We start from the raw sequence: 20,631 nt of genomic DNA, 5'->3' as shown, positions 1-20,631 counted from the left end.
GGCTTTTTTTCGCCGCCGCCCGCAGAAAATACATTACATCGCGCTCACTGGCTGTAATTGCCGCAAGGCACAGGTATACTCCTTTCCTGGTTTTTTTCTCACTTAGTCGGGAGTTGTAACCCCCCATGCAAGAAATTATGCAATTCATCGGCCGTCACCCTGTTCTGAGCATCGCGTGGATCGCGCTGCTGGGGGCGGTGCTGTTCACCACCTTCAAGGGCCTGATGTCGAAAGTTAAAGTCATCACCCGTGGTGAAGCGACGCGTCTTATCAATAAAGAAGACGCGGTGGTGGTCGACCTGCGTCAGCGTGACGATTTCCGTAAAGGCCATATTGCCGGCGCCATCAACCTGCTGCCCAGCGATATCAAAGCGAATAACGTCGGCGAGTTGGAAAAACACAAATCGCAACCCATTATTGTGGTAGACGGTTCCGGCATGCAGGCGCAAGAGCCAGCCAGCGCGCTGAACAAAGCCGGGTTTGAAAAAGTCTTTGTACTGAAAGAGGGCATTGCTGGCTGGAGCGGCGAAAACCTCCCTCTGGTACGCGGCAAATAACTTACCTCGCGTGGTGATGCCGCCGCGTTTTCCCCTTCGCGCCTGACGTGAGGGGAACACAGGCTGCGGCGTAAAACCCTCAGGGTAATAACAGGAGTGAAGTCATGGCCAATATTGAGATCTACACCAAAGCGACCTGCCCGTTCTGCATCCGCGCGAAAGCGCTGCTGAACAGCAAAGGCGTAAAGTTCCATGAGTTGCCGATCGATGGCGATGCCGCGAAGCGTGAGGAGATGATCCAGCGCAGCGGACGGACGACGGTTCCGCAGATTTTTATTGATGCGCAGCACATTGGCGGCTGTGACGACTTGTATGCGCTTGATTCACGTGGTGGACTTGATCCCCTCTTGCGCTAATTTTTGCGCGCTTTCCCTGCCGGAAGCGCGTATTTAAGGACAACACGAAAGGGTTTTACTATGTCAGAACAAAACAGCACCGAAATGACCTTCCAGATCCAGCGTATCTATACCAAAGATATCTCTTTTGAAGCGCCGAACGCGCCGCAAGTTTTCCAGAAAGACTGGCAGCCGGAAGTTAAACTTGATCTGGATACCGCCTCCACCCAACTGGCTGAAGGCGTTTATGAAGTGGTGCTGCGTGTAACCGTGACCGCCGCGCTGGGCGAAGAGACCGCGTTCCTCTGCGAAGTACAGCAGGGCGGTATTTTCTCCATCGACGGCATTGAAGGCACCCAGATGGCGCACTGCCTTGGCGCATACTGCCCGAACATTCTGTTCCCGTACGCGCGCGAGTGCATCACCAGCCTGGTTTCCCGCGGTACCTTCCCGCAACTTAACCTTGCGCCAGTGAACTTCGATGCGCTGTTTATGAACTATCTGCAGCAGCAGGCTGGCGAAGGTGCTGAACAACATCAGGATGCCTGATGAACGCACTTAATGCTGCAATGACTGTGATCGGTGCCGGCTCTTACGGCACCGCTCTTGCCATCACCCTGGCAAGAAATGGCCACCACGTTGTGCTCTGGGGCCATGACCCGAAACATATCGCGACGCTGCAACACGATCGCTGCAACGCCGCGTTCCTTCCCGATGTGCCTTTCCCGGATACGCTGCATCTTGAAAGCGACCTGGCCACCGCCCTGGCCGCCAGCCGCGATATTCTGGTGGTGGTGCCAAGCCATGTGTTTGGTCAGGTGTTACGCCAGATTAAACCGCTGATGCGTCCTGACGCGCGTCTGGTATGGGCGACCAAAGGTCTCGAGGCTGAAACCGGTCGTCTGCTGCAGGACGTGGCGCGTGAAGCGCTGGGTGATGATATCCCGCTGGCGGTGATCTCCGGGCCAACCTTCGCCAAAGAGCTGGCCGCCGGCCTGCCGACGGCGATTTCGCTGGCGGCGACGGATCCGCAGTTTGCCGAGGATCTGCAGCACCTGCTGCACTGCGGCAAGAGCTTCCGCGTCTACATCAATCCGGACTTTATCGGCGTCCAGCTCGGCGGCGCGGTGAAAAACGTCATCGCCATCGGGGCGGGGATGTCGGACGGCATCGGCTTCGGCGCCAATGCGCGGACGGCGCTGATTACCCGTGGCCTGGTGGAAATGTCTCGCCTTGGCGCGGCGCTGGGCGCCGACCCGGAAACCTTTATGGGCATGGCCGGCCTCGGTGACCTGGTGCTCACCTGCACCGACAACCAGTCCCGTAACCGTCGCTTCGGCATGATGCTTGGCCAGGGGATGGACGTGCAAAGCGCCCAGGAAAAGATTGGCCAGGTGGTTGAAGGCTACCGCAATACCAAGGAAGTTCGCGTTCTGGCACAGCGTTTAGGTGTCGAAATGCCAATAACCGAGGAAATTTATCAGGTATTGTATTGCGGAAAAATTGCGCGCGAGGCAGCATTGACCTTATTGGGTCGCGCCCGCAAGGACGAGCGCAGCAGCAATTAGCTTTCCTTTGTCACCTGAATGACCCTGCCAGCGCAGAACTGGCAGGTCATTACCATATCGCCTGGAGTATGCAATGCCGTGTGAAGAACTGGATATCGTCTGGAATAATATTAAAGCCGAAGCCCGGGCTCTGGCGGACTGTGAGCCAATGCTCGCCAGTTTTTACCACGCAACGCTACTCAAGCATGAAAATCTGGGCAGCGCGCTGAGCTATATGCTGGCCAACAAGCTGGCTTCCCCGATTATGCCGGCTATCGCCATTCGCGAAGTGGTGGAAGAAGCCTACGCCGCCGACCCGGAAATGATCGCCTCGGCGGCCTGCGATATTCAGGCGGTGCGCACGCGTGACCCGGCGGTGGATAAATACTCGACGCCGTTGCTCTATCTGAAGGGTTTCCATGCCCTGCAGGCCTATCGTATCGGCCACTGGCTGTGGACTCAGGGCCGGCGTGCGCTGGCGATTTTTCTGCAAAACCAGGTTTCCGTCTCTTTCCAGGTGGATATCCACCCGGCGGCGAAAATCGGCCGCGGGATTATGCTCGACCACGCCACCGGTATTGTGGTTGGTGAAACGGCGGTGATTGAGGATGACGTCTCTATTCTGCAGTCGGTCACCCTCGGCGGTACCGGTAAAACCAGCGGCGACCGTCACCCGAAAATTCGCGAAGGCGTGATGATTGGCGCCGGGGCGAAAATCCTCGGCAATATCGAAGTCGGGCGTGGGGCGAAGATTGGCGCCGGTTCGGTGGTATTGCAGCCGGTTCCGCCGCACACCACCGCCGCAGGCGTGCCGGCGCGTATCGTCGGCAAGCCGGAGAGCGACAAGCCGGCGATGGATATGGATCAGCATTTCAACGGCATCCACCACACTTTCGAGTACGGCGACGGGATTTAACGTCTTGCCCGGTGGCGCTGCGCTTACCGGGCCTACGATCTCTGCCCGCCAGCATGTCGCCCGGATAAGGCGCGGTGCGCCGCCATCCGGGAAGGGGTCAGTTAGCTGCGCAGCACGGCGCCTGGATACCCCAGCTGCCGCCAGGCCTCGTACACCACCACCGACACCGCGTTTGACAGGTTCATGCTGCGGCTGTCCGGCATCATCGGAATCCGAATTTTCTGCTCCGGCGGCAGGGCATCAAGGATGCTGGCCGGCAGACCGCGGGTTTCCGGACCAAACATCAAGAAATCGCCATCCTGATAGCTCACCGCGCTGTGCGCCGGCGTACCTTTGGTGGTCAGGGCGAACAGACGCTGCGGCTGCGCGCTGGCGATAAACGCCGCGTAATCGGCGTGGCGCTGCACGGCGGTGAACTCGTGATAGTCCAGTCCGGCGCGTCTCAGGCGCTTATCGTCCCAGGTGAAGCCCATGGGCTCAATGATATGCAGACTGAAGCCCGTGTTGGCGCACAGGCGGATAATATTCCCGGTGTTCGGCGGGATCTCTGGTTCGAATAACACGATGTTCAGCATACTGCCCCCTTAATTGCGGGGGGCAGAATAGCAGATATTTGGTCAACCCTCACCCGGCCCTCTCCCTGAGGGTGAGGGGGGAGAGCATAACGGCGCAGCTTATGCCGCGTTATGCTGCTTCAGCGCATCGAAGGTCTGCAGCGCCTCCGCGTTCTGCACCAGCGAATCACGGCTAATGTCCGCGATGGTTTTTGCGCCGGTCAGGGTCATCGCCACCTTCATCTCTTTCTCGATCAGATTCAGCAGATTCGCCACCCCCTGCTTGCCATGGGTCGCCAGGGCGTACAGGTAAGCGCGGCCCAGCAGTACGCTGTCGGCGCCCAGGGCGATCATTCGCACGACGTCGAGACCGTTGCGGATGCCGCTGTCGGCAAGAATGGTAATGTCACCTTTCACCGCGTCGGCAATCGCCGGCAGGGCGCGGGCGGAGGAGAGCACGCCGTCAAGCTGGCGGCCGCCGTGGTTGGAGACCACAATGCCGTCGGCGCCGAAGCGCACCGCGTCGCGGGCGTCCTCCGGGTCGAGGATCCCTTTGATCACCATCGGTCCGTCCCAGAAATCACGGATCCACTCGAGGTCTTTCCATGAAATCGACGGATCGAAGTTATTCGCCAGCCAGCCGATGTAATCCTCCAGGCCGGTCGGCTGGCCGAGATAGGCGGAGATATTCCCCAGATCGTGCGGACGGCCGTTGAGGCCAACGTCCCATGCCCACTGCGGATGGGTGACCGCCTGCCAGTAGCGGCGCAGGGCGGCGTTCGGGCCGCTCATGCCGGAATGGGCGTCGCGGTAGCGGGCGCCGGGAGTCGGCATATCGACGGTAAAGACCAGCGTTGAACAACCCGCCGCCTTCGCGCGCTCCAGCGCATTACGCATAAAGCCGCGGTCGCGCAGAACATACAGCTGGAACCACATCGGCCGCTTGATGGTCGGGGCGACCTCTTCGATCGGACAGACGGAAACGGTGGAGAGGGTAAACGGAATGCCTTTGTCATCCGCTGCGCCGGCGGCCTGCACTTCGCCGCGGCGGGCGTACATTCCGCACAGCCCCACCGGCGCCAGCGCCGTCGGCATCGCCAGCTTCTCGTTGAAGAGGGTGGTCTCGAGGCTCAGGTCCGACATATTGCGCAGAATACGCTGGCGCAGCGCCACGTCGGAAAGGTCCTCGACGTTGCGGCGCAGGGTATGTTCGGCGTAAGCCCCGCCGTCGATATAGTGGAACAGGAACGGCGGCAGGATACGCTGGGCGGCGGCGCGATAGTCGCTGGCGGCGGAAATAATCATCACGAATTCTCCCTGGAATTATCAATAGCATCGCCGGGCAGGCGGGTAATTCGCGCCTGGCGGGCCTGGTCTTCATCAAAACGTTTAATGGTGGCGTGGACAAAACCTAAGTGGGCCATCATCGCCTGGCGCGCCGCCTCGGCGTCGCCGGCGACAATCGCCTCCATGACGGCCTGGTGCTGTTCGGTCAGGCGGGCAAAAACCGGCGGCACCAGATACATCCGCTGACGGCTCTGCTTGACGGAGGAGTGCAGCAGGTCGAAAAAGCCGCGCATGGTTTGCAGGAGCACCACGTTATGCGAGGCTTCGGCGATGGCCAGATGAAAGCGGACGTCCGCCTGCGAGGCGATATCCGGGTCTTCGCTCTGGGTCGCTTCAAAGCACAGGCGAATTTTTTCTTTATCGGCGTCGGTGGCCCGCATCGCCGCGTGCCACGCGGTGCTGGCTTCGATGGCGTGGCGGGCCTCGAGGATGTCGAAGCTGTAGTCAGGGTCATCGGCCAGCAGCGTCTTCAGCGGCTGGACGATGTTTTGCTCCGACCACGGCTCATGCTGAAAGCGGACGAAAGTGCCGCCGCCGCGACGGCTCAGCAGCACCCCTTCATTGACCAGCATCGCCAGCGCTTCGCGCAGGGAATTGCGCGAGACGCCGAGCTGAGCGGCGAGCTGGCGCTCGGCGGGCAGTCGCATGCCCGCCTCCAGCTGTTGTTCTTCAATCAGCGCCCGGACGCGACGCGCCACGTCGTCGGCCAGGCGTTTAGGCATCACTATCACGGTATCATCCAGGTTAAAACGTAGGCCTGCAGCGTAGTGATCAGGCCCACCATGCAGGTGAAGATCAGGCTGTGTTTGACGGTAAAGCGGAACAGATCCGACTCTTTACCCACCAGGCCTACCGCGGCGCAGGCGATGGCGATCGACTGCGGGGAAATCATCTTGCCGGTGACGCCGCCGGTGGTATTGGCCGCGACCAGCAGGATATCGGAGACGCCAATCTGCTGCGCCGCCGTTGCCTGCAGCGCGGCGAACAGGGCGTTAGACGAGGTGTCCGAACCGGTCAGGAATACCCCCAGCCAGCCCAGGAACGGCGAGAAGAAGGTAAACGCGTGGCCGGTATGGGCCAGCGCCAGGGCCAGGGTCGACGACAGCCCGGAGTAGTTGGAGATAAAGGCGAACGCCAGCACCATGCCGATAGAGTAGATCGGCAGCGCCAGGTCCTTCAGCGTTCCGGCGAAGGTGGTCAGCGCGTCTTTCGGCTTCATGCGCAGCCAGACGATGGACAGCAGGGCGGCGAACAGAATGGCGGTGCCGGTTGCCGACAGCCAGTCAAACTTATAGATGGCGGCGTAAGGCGTCGCGGCGCTGACCACCGGCGGCATGCGGGCGACCATTTTGTCGAGGAACGGCACCGAAATATTGATGACGAAGTCATACATCGCGCCGCCCGGTGCGAACAGCGCTTTGAACGGCGGCACGCTCCACAGGGTCACGGTGGCGGTCAGGAACAGGAACGGCGACCAGGCGCGGATCACTTGTCCCGCGGTGTAGCGCGTGCGGGCCAGCGTCATATCCACCTGCGAGGCGCCGATATCGCCAAAGCGGAAGATGCGCACCGGCTGCCAGCGTTTGAGGAACAGGGTCAGGCAGACCAGGGAGACCAGCGATGAGATGATGTCCGGCAGCTCCGGGCCAAGGAAGTTAGAGCTGAGGTACTGGGCGATAGCAAACGAGCCGCCTGCGACCATCACCGCCGGCCAGGTCTCTTTGATGCCCCGCCAGCCGTCCATAATCGCCATGATCCAGAACAGCACGATAATGGTCAGGAACGGCAGCTGACGGCCCACCATCTGGCCGATGGCGAAGCTGTCGATACCGGTCACCTGACCGGCCACCAGGATCGGGATGCCCATCGCGCCGAAGGCCACCGGCGCGGTGTTGACGATCAGGCACAGGCCTGCGGCATACAGCGGGTTAAACCCGAGGCCGACCAGCAGCGCCGCGGTAATCGCCACCGGCGCGCCAAATCCCGCCGCCCCTTCGAGAAAGGCGCCGAACGAGAAGCCGACGATCAGCATCTGCAGGCGCTGGTCAGGCGTAATCGACAGGATCGACGAGCGGATAATGTCGAACTGTCCGGTCTTCACCGAGATTTTATAGACGAAGACTGCGGCAATAATAATCCAGGCGATGGGCCACAGTCCGTAGAAGAAGCCATACACCACCGAGGCCAGGGCGCGGTCCACCGGCATTTTATAGAACAGCAATGCGACGGCCAGGGCGATCGCAACGGTCCAGGTAGCGGCGAGATAGCCTTTCAGTTTGAGCTTTATCAGCGCAAAAAAGAAAAACAGAATCGGTAGCGATGCGATAAGACTGGATAACCAGATATTACCGGCGGGATCGTAGTTTTGTTGCCAGAGATTCATGCAGGGTCTCCATCGGGCCGCCAGGACGGGTGGGCTGAGTCTGCGCTCTTTGCCGACCCGTCGTAGGTAAAATTGGCCCGGCCAATTAGGGATAGCAGGGTTGATGACAACGAATGGTTAACCAGATGTTACTCTTAGGCAACGGGTTTGTGATGTATTTTGATGGATTTGTGAACTGTCGGGGGTAGATAAAATTATTGGTTGGACCAATCGGCCGGAGAGGGAACGAAAAAGAGGGGGGAGGACAGAATAACCCTCTCCGAACGGAGAGGGCTGGGGATCAGAATTCGCTGCGGGCGAAACCGGTCATCTCTTTCAGGCCCATTTCCCGGCCCAGGGCGGTCATCGGATGGACGACCACCAGGCCGCGGACGCTTTTCTTCAGCTTGCCCATATCGGCCTGCTCTTTTTTGGTAATCGCGCGGCGGAACGGCAGGCTCATCAGCTTCTGCGCCTCTTTGCTCAACTTCTGGCTCTGGACGGAACGCAGACGTTCAATCTCCGTTTCCAGAGTGGCTTTTTCTTTCTCCAGCTCCGCGTATTTATCGGCGGCTTCCACCAGCGACAGCTCGGCCTGCTGGTGGCGGATGGCGTCGAGACGATCGCTCAGACGTTTGATTTCATTCTTTTCGACTTCTTTCATGGTGATTTGATCTGTTAATAAAGGGGCTTCATTCGCCTATAGTATGTGCCGTGACCGCTATTGTTGATAGCTATTTATCAAAAATTCGCCGTTTATCGCCGTCAGAATACGATACCTTAATCTGCTAATAATTTGAATTTTATAATTATTCCTTCCGATACCCGCGCTAATTTCATTTCTGTGAAGCCTGTCGGCAGATAAGCACGTTTTCCTTAACCCACGCCGGTGAATTGGCTAATGCTTAATCAGATTATTCCCAAAAGGAGGACGTGATGGCAAAGATCGGCGACGGCGTACCACGTTTAATCGACAAAGCGGTTGATTTTATGGCTTCCAGTCAGGCGTTTATGGAGTATTTGAAAAAGTCTCCGCGGCTGCAGCATGTACCGCGAGATATCCCTCAGGATAAGGAAGCGTTGTTTCTGCAGCGTCTGGAATATTATCGTCAGCTTTACCGGCCGACCTGCGACCAGACGGAGCCGGAATCAGAGCGTTGATTTCTGGAAGGCTTTTTTTAAGCTGATTCGTGAAATCAGCTCAGTCAGGGACAACACCATCGTTGAACGCACCATCTGCTGGTAACGCAGTTTCTGCATTGCCAGCAGTTCGGCGTCGCTGTCATCAAACTGCGGCGTTGGCGGCAGGGCGGCGACGCAGTGCAGTTCGCCGAACGGACCGATAATTTCGTCGTCGGTAAAGCTGTACTCATTGCCGTCGTGATTAAGCTCTTCGCGCAGGGCCATCAGCAGCTCGGCGTCTTCATATTCGGCACGGCTTATCACCCCAAGGCCATAAATCAGCTTCAGGCGTACTGAGAGATCGCCGAGCGGCCCGCTGCCCTCCAGCAAGGGCTCGACGGCGTATTTCACCGCGTAGTCGTCTTTACGGAACACCTGAAGCACCAGAATATTGACCGCTTCCGTTAACAGCTCGACGGTGGCGATCAGGAAGCTTCGTACGGTTTTGCCAGCATTCAGACGCTCAAGCACACGGTTTTCAAATGCTTGTGTTTCTTCCATCATTGCCTGCATATCTGACAGGAGTCGTAATGGGCGCGACGTCGGCCGCGCCAGGTTATGCATCATTTTACCGCGTTGTAGTCGTTAACGGCCTCCGCGACGACATCGCTTGCCGCGTCAAGGCCGGAAATCTGCGCCAGCGCGGCCTGCGGCCCTTTGTCGGCGATCAGTGTCGCCAGCTCCTGCGCCTGCGGATCGTCTTCGCTACGGAAATGCATCGCCGCCGCAATCCCTTTCACCAGATTGCGGTGCGGCAGGCCGTATTCCAGCGTACCCAGCAGCGGCTTAATTAAACGGTCGCCGGCGCTCAGTTTGCGCAGCGGCTGACGGCCAACGCGCTCGACATCGTCTTTCAGGTACGGGTTCTCGAAACGGCCAAGAATTTTCTGGATATAAGCCGCGTGCTTCTGCGGGTCAAAGGCGTAGCGTTTGATCAGCACCGCGCCGCTCTCCTCCATCGCGCCCTGCACGACGGCCCGAATTTTCTCGTCGAGTATCGCGTCGCGAATCGTCTGGTGGCCCGCCAGTTTTCCGAGGTAGGCGGTTATAGCATGCCCGGTGTTCAAGGTGAAGAGCTTGCGTTCGACAAATGCCATCAGGTTATCAGTTAATTCCATTCCCGGGATGGTCGGCAGTTCGCCCTTGAACTGGGTTTTATCGACGATCCATTCGCTGAAGGTTTCCACGGTGACTTCCAGCGGGTCATGGGTAGCGGACGCCGATGGCGGCACAATACGGTCAACGGCGGAGTCGACGAAGCCGATATGGGTTTCCACCCAGGCCTTATCTTCCTCCGCCAGGGCGTTAAATACGTGGCCTTTTAACTGCGTGGTGCCGCGCACCATGTTTTCGCAGGCGATAATGTTCAGCGGGCGTTCGGTGCCCTGCGCCTTGCGCTTCGCCAGCCCTCTGGCGATGGCCGGGGCGATGCGCTCAAGAACGACGGGACCGACGGCGGTGGTCACCAGGTCGACGCTGGCGATCAACTCCACTACCTCGTCGCCAATGCTGCTGACGGCATTCACGCCGGAGACGGTATCCACCTGCTCATTCTCGCCAACGACGTGAACCTGGTAGCTATGACGGGCATTCAGGGCATCAAGTACGGTCTGATTGACATCGGCAAACGTCAGGTCGATGCCCGCGTCAGCCAGCAGTTTACCGATAAAGCCACGTCCGATATTACCTGCGCCAAAATGTAATGCTTTCATAGTATTAACCTTCAATTAATGTTTTTACCTGAGAGGGCTGGGGTGAGGCTTTTTCCCTCACCCCAACCCTCTCCCAAAGGAGAGGGTTGGATAACGCTGATTATTTATTCAGCAGCGCCAGTACGTCGTCGACGCTGGTGGTGTTCGCCAGGCGCTCAATCACCGTTTCGTCATCCAGCGCGTTGGTCAGGCTGGTAATCACCTGAATGTGCTCGTTGTTGCGGGCGGCGATGCCGATCACCAGGCGGGCAACATCGTCTTCATCTTCCCCAAAGCGCACCCCTTCCGGGTACTGGCAGAAGACGACGCCGGTTTTCAGCACGCGGTCTTTCGCTTCGATGGTGCCGTGCGGCACCGCGATGGACTCGCCGAGATAGGTCGAGGTCAGTTTTTCGCGGTCCAGCATCGCCTGCACATATTCCGGCTCGACGTAGCCGCCTTTCACCAGCTGCTCACCGGCGAAGCGAATGGCTTCTTCTTTGGTGGCCGCTTTGCGACCGAGGAAGATGTTATCCGCACCCAGCTTGAACAGGTTTTTGTCAGTATCATCAAAGCTGTCTTTCAGGCTATCGGTGACTTTAACTTCGTTGTCGATGTGGCGCTGGGCCGCCACCAGACGCTCGGTCAGGCTGGTGTACAGACCGCTGTCGAGGAAGTTGGTCAGCGAAATATGCTGCGCCTGCGGTACCTGGCGCATGGCGCGCTCGGTCAGGTCGCGGTGGGTGATCACCAGGTCAACATCCGGCGGCAGATTATTGATGGCGCTGTTGGTGACCGAGATGTTGCTCAGGCCGGCATCCTGCACTTTCTTGCGCAGTACCCCGGCGCCCATGGCGCTGGAGCCCATCCCGGCGTCGCAGGCGACGATGATTTTACGCACATGGCTCAGGTCGTTGGTGACATTGCCAGCCGCCAGCGGGTTGGCGCCTTTGGATTCCGCTTTCATGTCATGCATACGACGGGTCGCGGCTTCGATATCGTCTTCTTCTTTAACTTTGCTGGTCTTGAGCAGAACCGCAGAGACGACGAAGGAGACCGCCATCGCGGCGATAATGGCTGCGATGTTCGCGAAGTAGGCCCCTTTCGGCGTCATCGCCAGCACCGCCAGGATAGAGCCCGGGGAAGCCGGAGAGACCAGACCGCCGTTGAGGATGGTCAGGGTGAAGACACCGGTCATCCCGCCGAGGATAACGGCCAGGATCAGACGTGGGTTCATCAGCACGTACGGGAAGTAGATTTCATGGATACCCCCCAGGAAGTGGATGATAGCCGCCCCGCCTGCAGACTGTTTAGCGCTGCCGCGGCCAAAGAACATGTACGCCAGCAGAACGCCCATCCCCGGACCCGGGTTAGCTTCAATCAGGAAGAAGATGGATTTACCCAGCTCGTGGGACTGCTGAATACCCAGCGGCGAGAAGATACCGTGGTTGATGGCGTTATTGAGGAACAGGATTTTTGCCGGTTCCACGAAGATAGACGCCAGCGGCAGCATGTCGTGCGCCACCATGAAGTTAACGCCAGCCGCCAGAATTTTCGACAGAACTTCTACCGCCGGGCCGATACCGAGGAAGGCGAGAATGGCGAGGATCATCCCGATGATGCCGGCGGAGAAGTTATTCACCAGCATTTCAAAACCGGATTTGATCTTACCGTCTACCCAGTTATCGAATTTCTTGATGCAGTAGCCGCCCAGCGGGCCGGCGATCATGGAGCCGAGGAACATCGGCATATCCGCGCCGACGATAACGCCCATGGTGGTGATCGCCCCGACCACGCCGCCACGTTCGCCGCCGACTAATTTACCGCCGGTGTAACCGATCAGCAGCGGCAGCAGGTAGGTGATCATCGGACCGACCAGCTTCGCCAGCGTTTCGTTTGGCAACCACCCTGTCGGAATGAAAAGCGCGGTGATGATACCCCACGCGATAAACGCGCCGATATTCGGCATCACCATATTGCTGAGAAAACGACCAAAGCTTTGCACTTTGATCTTGATATCGGATGACATAAAACACCCCTTCTTCTGTTTTGCGTATCGCGCAGGCTAAAAGCCCGAGGTTTGTTGTTAATGTGGCGGCAGAGGTAGCCGGGCCCTGATTGATAGTGCGAAATCTGGCACTGAATCGTTTAGCTGTCCAGCCAGCGCCCTTAAGTGTGAGTTAGATCACATGAATATAGGGGGCGTAGAGGGTTTTGTAGTGATTGCGATCACATAATGGCTGTGTAAAAAAACAACAGACCGCCGTTTTAGTCGCTAATCTGCGTTTTTGTGTGATATTTGTCACAATTTTGTTTCGTGTTTTTGTTGTTTGTTTGTGATTTTGATCACAAAGAATTTCACGGTGGATTTTTGCCGCTGTGATCTCGGCCCGGTTTTGCGGCCAGGGCGAGGCGGCGCTGTAACTAAGCAACCATGTTTGTTAAATAACTTTTTCCGCCGGATGGCAAAAATGAAAGGGGTGAATTATGCTCAAATCAGCGGTCCGGATATCAGTGGGCCGTGATTAAAATTCATATAAATTATTAGCGTAAAGCCGAGGGAATTATGTTTCTCAATTATTTTGCGCTGGGCGTTCTGATCTTCGTTTTTCTGGTCATTTTTTATGGGATTATCATTATTCACGATATTCCTTATTTAATTGCCAAAAAACGCAACCACCCCCATTCCGATGCTATTCATGTCGCCGGATGGGTCAGTCTTTTTACTCTCCACGTCATCTGGCCGTTTTTATGGATATGGGCCACGCTGTACCGGCCTGAGCGCGGTTGGGGCATGCAGCATAAGGCGAATACGGACCCCGACGAACCTGAAAAAGAGACGGATATACAACAGCTTCGCCAACGACTGAGCGACCTTGAACATCAGGTGGCGGCCATCCAGCGGCCACAGTCCACCGCTGCGGCGGAGAAATAAACTATGGATCTGTTGATCATTTTGACCTACGTGGCCATCGCCTGGTCGATATTTAAAATCTTCAAAATACCGGTTAATAAATGGACGGTTCCCACCGCGGCGCTGGGGGGCGTATTTATTGTTAGCGCGCTTATTTTATTAATGAACTATAACCACCCTTACACCTTTCTGGCGCAAAAGGCGGTAATATCTATTCCTATTACGCCGCAGGTGACCGGGGTTGTCAGCAGCGTCACCGACAAAGCGAATCAGCGCGTCGAAAAGGGCGAGGTGTTATTTACCATTGACCCGGCGCGCTACCAGGCGCGGGTCGATCGCCTGCAGGCCGACCTGGTGACAGCGCTGCACAGTATTAACACCCTCAAGGCGCAGCTCTCTGAAGCCCAGGCCAACACCACCCGCGTGTCGGCGGAACGCGATCGCTTATACAAGGACTATCAGCGCTACCTGAAAGGGAGCCAGGCGCGGGTGAATCCGTTCTCGGAAAGCGACATCGATAACGCCAGGCAGAATTATCTGGCCCAGGACGCGCTGGTCAAGGCGTCGGTGGCGGAGCAGGCGCAGATCCAGAGCCAGCTGGATAGCATGATCAACGGCGAACAGTCGCAAGTGGCCAGCCTGCGCGCCCAGCTGGCGGAGGCGAAATATAATCTCGATCAGACCACCGTGCGGGCGCCCAGCGATGGGTATATCACTCAGGTGTTGATCCGTCCGGGGACCTACGCCGCCTCGCTGCCGCTGCGGCCGGTGATGGTGTTTATCCCCGAGCAAAAACGGCTGATCGTCGCCCAGTTCAGGCAAAATTCGCTGTTAAGGCTGGAGAAGGGCGACGACGCGGAAGCGGTGTTTAATGCCCTGCCCGGACAGGTGTTCCACGGTAAACTGGTGAGCATTTTACCGGTGGTGCCCGGGGGGACCTATCAGGCGCAGGGGGCGTTGCAGTCGCTGACCGTGACGCCGGGCAGCGATGGCGTGCTGGCGACCATCGAGCTCGATCCGAATGCCGAAATTGATGCGCTACCCGATGGCATCTACGCTCAGGTGGCGGTCTACTCCGACCATTTCGCCCACGTTTCGGTGATGCGTAAAGTGCTGCTGCGCATGACCAGCTGGATGCACTACCTCTATCTCGACCATTAATGCGATCGGCGGCAGGTTGAGCGGGAGGCTCACCTGCCTTTTACCTCGCCCTGAGCCATACTCATATCTTTGTTGGCGATAAGGAGCAGGCTATGAAACTGATCGGCAGCTACACCAGTCCCTTTGTGCGCAAAATATCAGTGATCCTGCTGGAAAAGCGCATCCCTTTTGAGTTTGTCAACGAATCCCCCTACAGCGAAAGCAACGGCGTGGCGCGCTATAACCCGCTGGGCAAAGTGCCGGCGCTGGTGACGGATGACGGCGAATGCTGGTTTGACTCCCCGGTTATCGCCCAGTATCTCGAGCTGCTGGGCGTGGCGCCGCCGATGATCCCCGCCGATCCCAGAGCCGCTCTCAGGATGCGCCAGCTAGAGGCGCTGGCGGATGGGGTGATGGAGGCCGCCCAGGCGCTGGTGCGCGAAAAGGCTCGCCCCGCGGCCCAACAGTCAGAGCAAGAGCTGCTCCGCCAGCGGGAGAAAGTGGCGCGCGGCCTCGACAGGCTGGAAGCCTGCGCGGCGGACGGGACGCTGCGCGGCGACGAGGTCAATCTGGCGACCATCTCCACGGCCTGCGCCATCGCCTACCTGAACTTTCGCCGGGTGGCGCCGGGCTGGTGCGCCACCCGGCCGCAGCTGGTGAAGCTGGTGGATGCGCTGTTCCAGCGCGCCAGCTTTGCGCGCACCGAACCGCCGCGGACTTGACCCAGGCAGGTAACAGTTTGCGCAAGGAGGCGTTACAATCGCCGCTGATTGTTGACTCCCTCTCCCGTCGGGAGGGGGGAAAATAACTTACCGCCAGGCCCATTGATGACTACCGAAATTCGTGCGCTTTATACCCGGCTTCCGGCCATTGACCGCTTACTCCGCGACCCCGCTTTTTCCTCCCTGCTGGCGCAGCACGGCCATTCGCAGGTGGTGACGCAGCTGCGCCAGATGCTGGACGAGGCGCGGGAACAGATCCGCCAGTGTCAGACACTGCCTGACTGGAGCCAGGACTGGCTGAGCGCCTGCGCGCAGCGGCTGACCGCCAGAAGGCAGAGCGCCCTGCGTCCGGTGTTTAATCTCACCGGTACGGTGCTGCACACCAATCTCGGGCGTGCCATCCAGGCTGAGGCGGCGGTGGAGGCGGTCGCCGGCGCGATGCGCTCGCCGGTGACGCTCGAATATGATCTCGACGACGCCGGGCGCGGCCATCGCGATCGCGCCATTGCCGATCTGCTGTGCCAGATCACCGGCGCGGAAGATGCCTGTATCGTGAACAACAACGCGGCAGCCGTTCTGCTGATGCTGGCGGCCACCGCCAGCGGCAGGGAGGTGGTTGTCTCCCGCGGCGAGCTGGTGGAGATCGGCGGGGCGTTCCGCATCCCCGACGTAATGCGTCAGGCAGGTTGTCAGCTGCACGAAGTGGGCACCACCAACCGCACCCATGCCAAAGACTATCGCCAGGCGGTGAATGACAATACCGCCCTGCTGATGAAGGTCCACACCAGCAACTACAGCATTGAAGGCTTTACCAAAGCCGTCGACGAAGCGGAGCTGGCGGTCATCGGCCGCGAGCTGGACGTCCCGGTGGTGGCCGACCTGGGCAGCGGGTCGCTGGTGGATCTCAGTCAGTATGGCCTGCCGAAGGAGCCGATGCCGCAGGAGATGATCGCCGCCGGGGTGAGCCTGGTCAGTTTCTCCGGCGACAAACTGCTTGGCGGCCCGCAGGCTGGAATTATCGTCGGCAAACGCGCGCTGATTGCCCGCCTGCAAAGCCATCCGCTGAAGCGGGCCCTGCGCGCGGATAAAATGACCCTCGCGGCGCTGGAAGCCACGCTGCGCCTCTATCAGCATCCGGAAGCGCTGCGGGACACCTTACCGACGCTGCGCCTGCTCACCCGCCCGGCGGACGAAATCCGCCGGCAGGCCGAACGTCTGCAGCCTGCCCTGGCGGCACACTATGCTGATTTTGCCGTCAACGTGGCAGCCTGCCAGTCGCAGATTGGCAGCGGCTCGTTACCTGTCGACCGTCTGCCTGGCGCGGCGTTGACCTTTACCCCGCATGACGGCCGCGGCAGCCGGCTGGAGGCGCTGGCGGCCCGCTGGCGCGCGCTGCCGTGCCCGGTGATTGGCCGCATTTATGACGGTCGGCTCTGGCTGGACCTGCGCTGTCTGGAAGATGAAACCCGGTTTATGGAGATGTTGTTACGATGATTATTGCCACCGCTGGACATGTTGACCACGGCAAAACGACGCTGCTGCAGGCGATAACCGGCGTAAATGCCGATCGTCTGCCGGAAGAGAAAGCGCGGGGAATGACGATCGATCTCGGCTATGCCTACTGGCCGCAACCGGACGGGCGGGTGCTGGGGTTTATTGACGTGCCCGGGCACGAAAAGTTTTTGTCCAACATGCTGGCGGGGGTGGGAGGGATCGACCATGCGCTGCTGGTGGTGGCCTGCGATGACGGCGTGATGGCGCAAACCCGCGAACACCTGGCGATCCTGCAGCTGACCGGAAAGCCGACGCTGACGGTGGCCCTCACCAAGACGGACCGCGTGGCGGCCGCCAGGGTGGCGGAGGTTCAGGCGGAGGTCGAGCAGACCCTGCGCGAACTGGGCTTTGACGCCGCCGCTTTCTTCCCCACCGCGGCGGTGGAAAACATCGGTATTGCCGAACTGCGCAGCCATCTGCTACAGCTTGCGGAGCGCCCCCATCCACAGCAGCGGCGTTTTCGCCTGGCGCTGGATCGCGCCTTTACCGTCAAAGGGGCGGGGCTGGTGGTCACCGGGACGGCGCTCTCCGGCGAAGTTCGGGTCGGGGATACTTTGTGGCTCACCGGCGTCAACGCGCCGATGCGCGTCCGCGGCCTGCATGCCCAGAATCAAGCGGTTGAGCAGGCGCACGCCGGGCAACGCATTGCGCTGAATATTGTCGGCGATGCGCAGAAAGAGGCATTGCACCGCGGCGACTGGCTGCTCTCCTCACCGCCGCCGGAGCCTGCAGAGCGGGTGATTGTCGAACTGCAGTGCCATACGCCGCTCAGCCAGTGGCAGCCGCTGCATATTCACCACGCTGCCAGCCACATCACCGGCCGGGTGTCGCTCCTGGAGGGCGGCCTGGCGGAGCTGGTGCTGGATACTCCGCTGTGGCTGGCGGATAACGATCGGCTGGTGCTCCGCGATATCTCCGCTCGCTTGACGCTGGCCGGCGCACGGGTGGTGACGCTGGATCCCCCGCGCCGCGGCAAGCGTAAACCGGAGTATCTGCAGTGGCTGCACGCCCTGGCGGCGGTCGGCGCTGACGATGCGCAGGCCCTGGAGCTGCATCTGCAGCGGGACGCCGTCCGGCTTGAGCGCTTCGCCTGGGCGCGGCAGCTGAGTGAAGCCGGAATGGCGGCCTTGATCCAGCGACCGGACTATCTGCAGGCCGGACAGCGCCTGCTTAGTGCGCCGCTTGCCGCCCGCTGGCAGCGAAAATTGCTGGATGCCCTGGCGCGCTACCATGAGCAGCATCGCGACGAGCCGGGCCCTGGCCGGGAGCGCCTGCGCCGCATCGCGCTGCCGATGGAAGAGGAAGCGCTGGTGCTGCTGCTGATTGAGCAGATGCGCGAGAGCGGATTAGTCCACAGCCATCACGGCTGGCTGCATCTGCCCGAGCATAAAGCCGGGTTTACCGACGAGCAGCAGGCGGTCTGGCGGAAGGTGGAGACCCTGTTCGGCGATGATCCCTGGTGGGTGCGCGATCTCGCGCGCGAAGTCCATGTTGAAGAGTCCCTGATGCGCGCGGTGCTGCGCCAGGCGGCGCAGCAGGGGATGATTACCGCGATCGTCAAAGATCGTTACTACCGCAACGATCGCATTGTGCAGTTCGCCCAGCGGGTGCGCGAGCTGGATCAGCTGCGCGGCTCAACCTGCGCGGCGGATTTTCGCGATACCTTAAACGTAGGGCGGAAGCTGGCGATCCAGATCCTCGAGTATTTCGATCGGATTGGCTACACCCGTCGTCGCGGCAACGATCATATCCTGCGCGATAAAGCATTGTTTCTTTAATCATTAACGCCTGCTCCCCGGCGGACAGCGAACGGTGTGTTGCCGGGGAAGAGGGGTCGCGTTGTGCCTGGCCTTATTCGGCTTCCCGAACCCAGATACGCATTTCGCCTTCTCCGCGGTTTGCCCAGCTAAACCAGGGAATAAAGGTCAACGTCTGTGAATGGGGGGTGGCCAGAGGGTGATCGTAGCTCCACAGCTTCTGCGCATCGGCGTTTTCTGCATGTTTTCTGTAGCCTGGGGCCTGAATCAACATTTTGTGAGCAAACAGCCCCTTTCCTTCAAACACCGTGAACCTGGCATCGCGTGGCAGCAGTAGGTTATGCAGCGCCTCACCGTTATCAGCTTGTTCAAGACAATAAACCAGTGGACCGCGTTGCAGCGCCACCTGGCCTGCCTGGTGGCGAACCAGCGGATTACCATATACCCGGCGAACCGGCATCGGCAACGTTAGCATCAGGGCGTCGCCTTCCTGCCAGAGATGTTGGATATGCAGATAGCCCTGGCGTATATCCTGCGTGACCGGCGCGCCGTTCAGGGTGAGCTGTGCCCCCTCGCACCAGTCCGGGAGACGCAGCGCCAGCGTATGGTTCAATGCTGACGGAGACTCGATGACAATTTTGACCTGTTCCTGCCAGGGATAGTCACCGCTGATACGCAGACGTAACGTCTTTTCTCCTACCGGGATCTCAGCCTGATTACCGACGTAGAGATTGATATACAACGCCTCTTCGCGTGGCGTATAGATATAATGTCCCAGCGAGGTCAGGAGACGAGCGATATTCGGTGGGCAACAGGCACAGCCGAACCAGCGCTGACGAACAGGCTTAACATGGTCATAAATATGATTGAATTTTAAAGCCTTGGGCTGCACTTCCAGTGGGTTGACGTAGAAGAAATGTTTACCGTCCAGCGCCATACCGCCCAGAACGGTATTGTAAAGTGCGCGCTCCATCACATCAGCATATTGGCTGTCGGCTTCCAGTTCCAGCATGCGGCGCGCGAACATCATCAGCCCGATAGAGGCGCAGCTTTCCGCATAAACGGTATCATTCGGCAGATCGTAATCGCTGCTGAAGGCTTCCCCGCTGCTCTGTGAGCCAATGCCGCCCGTAATATACAACTGACGCTGGACCATGTTTTTCCATAACCGCAGGCAGTCCTGGCGTTTGCCTTCGTTCTTGCTCAGGCGTGCAAGGTGCGCTACGCCAGTCATTAAATAAACAAAGCGAACCGCGTGACCCACAGCGGTGGTCTGTTCGGCAAGCGGCAAATGCGCCTGGCTGTAGGGTTTATCCATCACCATCCACGCCGGCCCATAGGTATTCCAGAAGGAAGTTTTGCCGCGTTTTTCATATTCGATGTCATAGAAATGCGGCTGTGTTCCACGCTGTTCAACGAAGTAATTAGCCAGCGCCATATAGCGTGGTTCCTGAGTCACATCGTACAAACGCATTAACGCCAGCTCTATTTCAGGGTGTCCCGGGTAGCCGTGCAGCTGATTGCCGTCCGGACCAAAGATGCTGTCGATATGATCGGCGAGGCGACATACCACCTCCAGCAGGCGGCGTTTACTGGTTGCCTGGAAGAATGCCACCCCAGCCTCAATCAAGTGACCGGCACAGTACAATTCATGGCATTCGGCGAGATTGGTCCAGCGTTCCCCGGGCGCTTTCACCGTAAAATAGGTGTTCAGATAACCATCTTCACATTGCGCGGCGGCAATCAGCTCAATCACCTCGTCGGCGGTTTTTTCCAGTTCCGCATCTGGCTTCTGACACAATGACCAGGCGACTGCCTCCAGCCATTTCGCCACATCGCTGTCCTGGAACACCATTCCGTAGAATTCCCCTGCCTGCTGACCTGCGGCGATACGGAAGTTTTCTATCGCATGGCTGGGTTCAGCCTCGGCGATCCGGTCATTGAGGGCCTCCCACTGATAGGGAATGACGACATCACGCACTAGTTGCTGATACTGACCCAGAAACGGATCGTTAACTTTCAGTTTGTGCAGATCGACTTCCATGATTTCTCC

At 59.0% G+C, this 20,631-nt stretch carries 20 protein-coding genes; 11 read left to right on the top strand and 9 right to left on the bottom strand.

What is annotated here, in order from left to right; all coding sequences use genetic code 11:
- Positions 1 to 125 precede the first annotated feature (125 nt).
- From ABLU95_RS12395 to cysE, 5 genes are all read left to right on the top strand, one after another.
- Positions 126 to 557 carry a rhodanese-like domain-containing protein gene (locus ABLU95_RS12395; protein WP_023291350.1) on the top strand — a complete coding sequence of 144 codons (432 nt, stop codon included), beginning with the start codon at positions 126 to 128 and terminating at the stop codon, positions 555 to 557.
- Between the two features lie 104 nt (positions 558 to 661).
- Positions 662 to 913, top strand: coding sequence for a glutaredoxin 3 (gene grxC / locus ABLU95_RS12390; protein ID WP_348879675.1), 252 nt, complete (start codon positions 662 to 664; stop codon positions 911 to 913).
- A gap of 60 nt (positions 914 to 973) precedes the next feature.
- Positions 974 to 1,441: a protein-export chaperone SecB gene (secB, locus tag ABLU95_RS12385; protein ID WP_002922428.1), complete on the top strand. Its 468-nt coding sequence runs from the start codon at positions 974 to 976 to the stop codon at positions 1,439 to 1,441.
- Positions 1,441 to 2,460 carry an NAD(P)H-dependent glycerol-3-phosphate dehydrogenase gene (gene gpsA / locus ABLU95_RS12380; RefSeq protein ID WP_004205045.1) on the top strand — a complete coding sequence of 340 codons (1,020 nt, stop codon included), beginning with the start codon at positions 1,441 to 1,443 and terminating at the stop codon, positions 2,458 to 2,460. Before secB ends, gpsA begins: the two co-directional genes overlap by 1 nt.
- A gap of 73 nt (positions 2,461 to 2,533) precedes the next feature.
- On the top strand, positions 2,534 to 3,355 hold the full coding sequence (gene cysE, locus ABLU95_RS12375; protein ID WP_002922426.1) for a serine O-acetyltransferase: 822 nt from the start codon (positions 2,534 to 2,536) through the stop codon (positions 3,353 to 3,355).
- Between the two features lie 101 nt (positions 3,356 to 3,456).
- On the opposite strand, the gene trmL is transcribed toward cysE, so the two are convergent.
- The 5 genes from trmL to ABLU95_RS12350 all read right to left on the bottom strand — a co-directional run bounded on the left by trmL (position 3,457) and on the right by ABLU95_RS12350 (position 8,282).
- Entirely contained in the window at positions 3,457 to 3,930 is a 474-nt protein-coding gene (gene trmL / locus ABLU95_RS12370; RefSeq protein ID WP_023291348.1) for a tRNA (uridine(34)/cytosine(34)/5-carboxymethylaminomethyluridine(34)-2'-O)-methyltransferase TrmL, read from the bottom strand.
- Between the two features lie 99 nt (positions 3,931 to 4,029).
- Positions 4,030 to 5,214: an FMN-dependent L-lactate dehydrogenase LldD gene (lldD, locus tag ABLU95_RS12365; RefSeq protein WP_004205042.1), complete on the bottom strand. Its 1,185-nt coding sequence runs from the start codon at positions 5,212 to 5,214 to the stop codon at positions 4,030 to 4,032.
- On the bottom strand, positions 5,214 to 5,987 hold the full coding sequence (gene lldR, locus ABLU95_RS12360; RefSeq protein WP_004205041.1) for a transcriptional regulator LldR: 774 nt from the start codon (positions 5,985 to 5,987) through the stop codon (positions 5,214 to 5,216). The genes lldD and lldR overlap by 1 nt, the downstream gene beginning before the upstream one ends.
- A complete protein-coding gene (gene lldP, locus ABLU95_RS12355) occupies positions 5,984 to 7,639 on the bottom strand; it encodes an L-lactate permease (RefSeq protein WP_044525040.1) in 1,656 nt (551 codons plus the stop codon). Before lldP ends, lldR begins: the two co-directional genes overlap by 4 nt.
- A 280-nt stretch (positions 7,640 to 7,919) precedes the next feature.
- Entirely contained in the window at positions 7,920 to 8,282 is a 363-nt protein-coding gene (locus ABLU95_RS12350) for a YibL family ribosome-associated protein (RefSeq protein WP_002922410.1), read from the bottom strand.
- Between the two features lie 272 nt (positions 8,283 to 8,554).
- Here ABLU95_RS12350 and ABLU95_RS12345 point away from each other — a divergent pair, with 272 nt between their 5' ends.
- On the top strand, positions 8,555 to 8,779 hold the full coding sequence (locus tag ABLU95_RS12345) for a hypothetical protein (RefSeq protein WP_002922402.1): 225 nt from the start codon (positions 8,555 to 8,557) through the stop codon (positions 8,777 to 8,779).
- Here ABLU95_RS12345 and mtlR read toward each other — a convergent pair.
- The 3 genes from mtlR to mtlA form a co-directional block, all read right to left on the bottom strand.
- Complete coding sequence (gene mtlR / locus ABLU95_RS12340; RefSeq protein ID WP_002922401.1) at positions 8,768 to 9,364, bottom strand: mannitol operon repressor MtlR; 597 nt, start codon at positions 9,362 to 9,364, stop codon at positions 8,768 to 8,770. The genes ABLU95_RS12345 and mtlR overlap by 12 nt on opposite strands.
- A complete protein-coding gene (gene mtlD, locus ABLU95_RS12335) occupies positions 9,364 to 10,512 on the bottom strand; it encodes a mannitol-1-phosphate 5-dehydrogenase (RefSeq protein WP_085551491.1) in 1,149 nt (382 codons plus the stop codon). Before mtlD ends, mtlR begins: the two co-directional genes overlap by 1 nt.
- A gap of 100 nt (positions 10,513 to 10,612) precedes the next feature.
- Positions 10,613 to 12,520 carry a PTS mannitol transporter subunit IICBA gene (mtlA, locus tag ABLU95_RS12330; protein ID WP_044525038.1) on the bottom strand — a complete coding sequence of 636 codons (1,908 nt, stop codon included), beginning with the start codon at positions 12,518 to 12,520 and terminating at the stop codon, positions 10,613 to 10,615.
- 537 nt (positions 12,521 to 13,057) lie between these two features.
- Between mtlA and ABLU95_RS12325 the strand changes: the two genes are divergently transcribed.
- The 5 genes from ABLU95_RS12325 (at position 13,058) to selB (ending at position 18,599) form a co-directional block, all read left to right on the top strand.
- A complete protein-coding gene (locus ABLU95_RS12325; protein ID WP_023291344.1) occupies positions 13,058 to 13,426 on the top strand; it encodes a DUF3302 domain-containing protein in 369 nt (122 codons plus the stop codon).
- A gap of 3 nt (positions 13,427 to 13,429) precedes the next feature.
- The gene (locus ABLU95_RS12320) at positions 13,430 to 14,566 is read left to right on the top strand and encodes an HlyD family secretion protein (protein WP_023291343.1); all 1,137 of its coding nucleotides are present in this window, start codon (positions 13,430 to 13,432) and stop codon (positions 14,564 to 14,566) included.
- 92 nt (positions 14,567 to 14,658) lie between these two features.
- Positions 14,659 to 15,267 carry a glutathione S-transferase gene (locus ABLU95_RS12315; RefSeq protein ID WP_004152043.1) on the top strand — a complete coding sequence of 203 codons (609 nt, stop codon included), beginning with the start codon at positions 14,659 to 14,661 and terminating at the stop codon, positions 15,265 to 15,267.
- Positions 15,268 to 15,372: 105 nt separating this feature from the next.
- A complete protein-coding gene (gene selA, locus ABLU95_RS12310) occupies positions 15,373 to 16,761 on the top strand; it encodes an L-seryl-tRNA(Sec) selenium transferase (protein ID WP_348879671.1) in 1,389 nt (462 codons plus the stop codon).
- Positions 16,758 to 18,599, top strand: coding sequence for a selenocysteine-specific translation elongation factor (gene selB, locus ABLU95_RS12305; RefSeq protein ID WP_218810513.1), 1,842 nt, complete (start codon positions 16,758 to 16,760; stop codon positions 18,597 to 18,599). The genes selA and selB overlap by 4 nt, the downstream gene beginning before the upstream one ends.
- A gap of 73 nt (positions 18,600 to 18,672) precedes the next feature.
- Here selB and ABLU95_RS12300 read toward each other — a convergent pair whose 3' ends face one another.
- Complete coding sequence (locus ABLU95_RS12300) at positions 18,673 to 20,622, bottom strand: glycoside hydrolase family 127 protein (RefSeq protein WP_241515927.1); 1,950 nt, start codon at positions 20,620 to 20,622, stop codon at positions 18,673 to 18,675.
- Positions 20,623 to 20,631 lie beyond the last annotated feature (9 nt).

The sequence above is a fragment of the Klebsiella sp. GG_Kp146 genome, assembly GCF_040061975.1.
Taxonomy (GTDB): Bacteria; Pseudomonadota; Gammaproteobacteria; order Enterobacterales; family Enterobacteriaceae; genus Klebsiella; species Klebsiella quasipneumoniae.
Note: the sequence above shows the minus strand (reverse complement) of the source record. Positions and strands in the feature narration are given on the sequence as shown.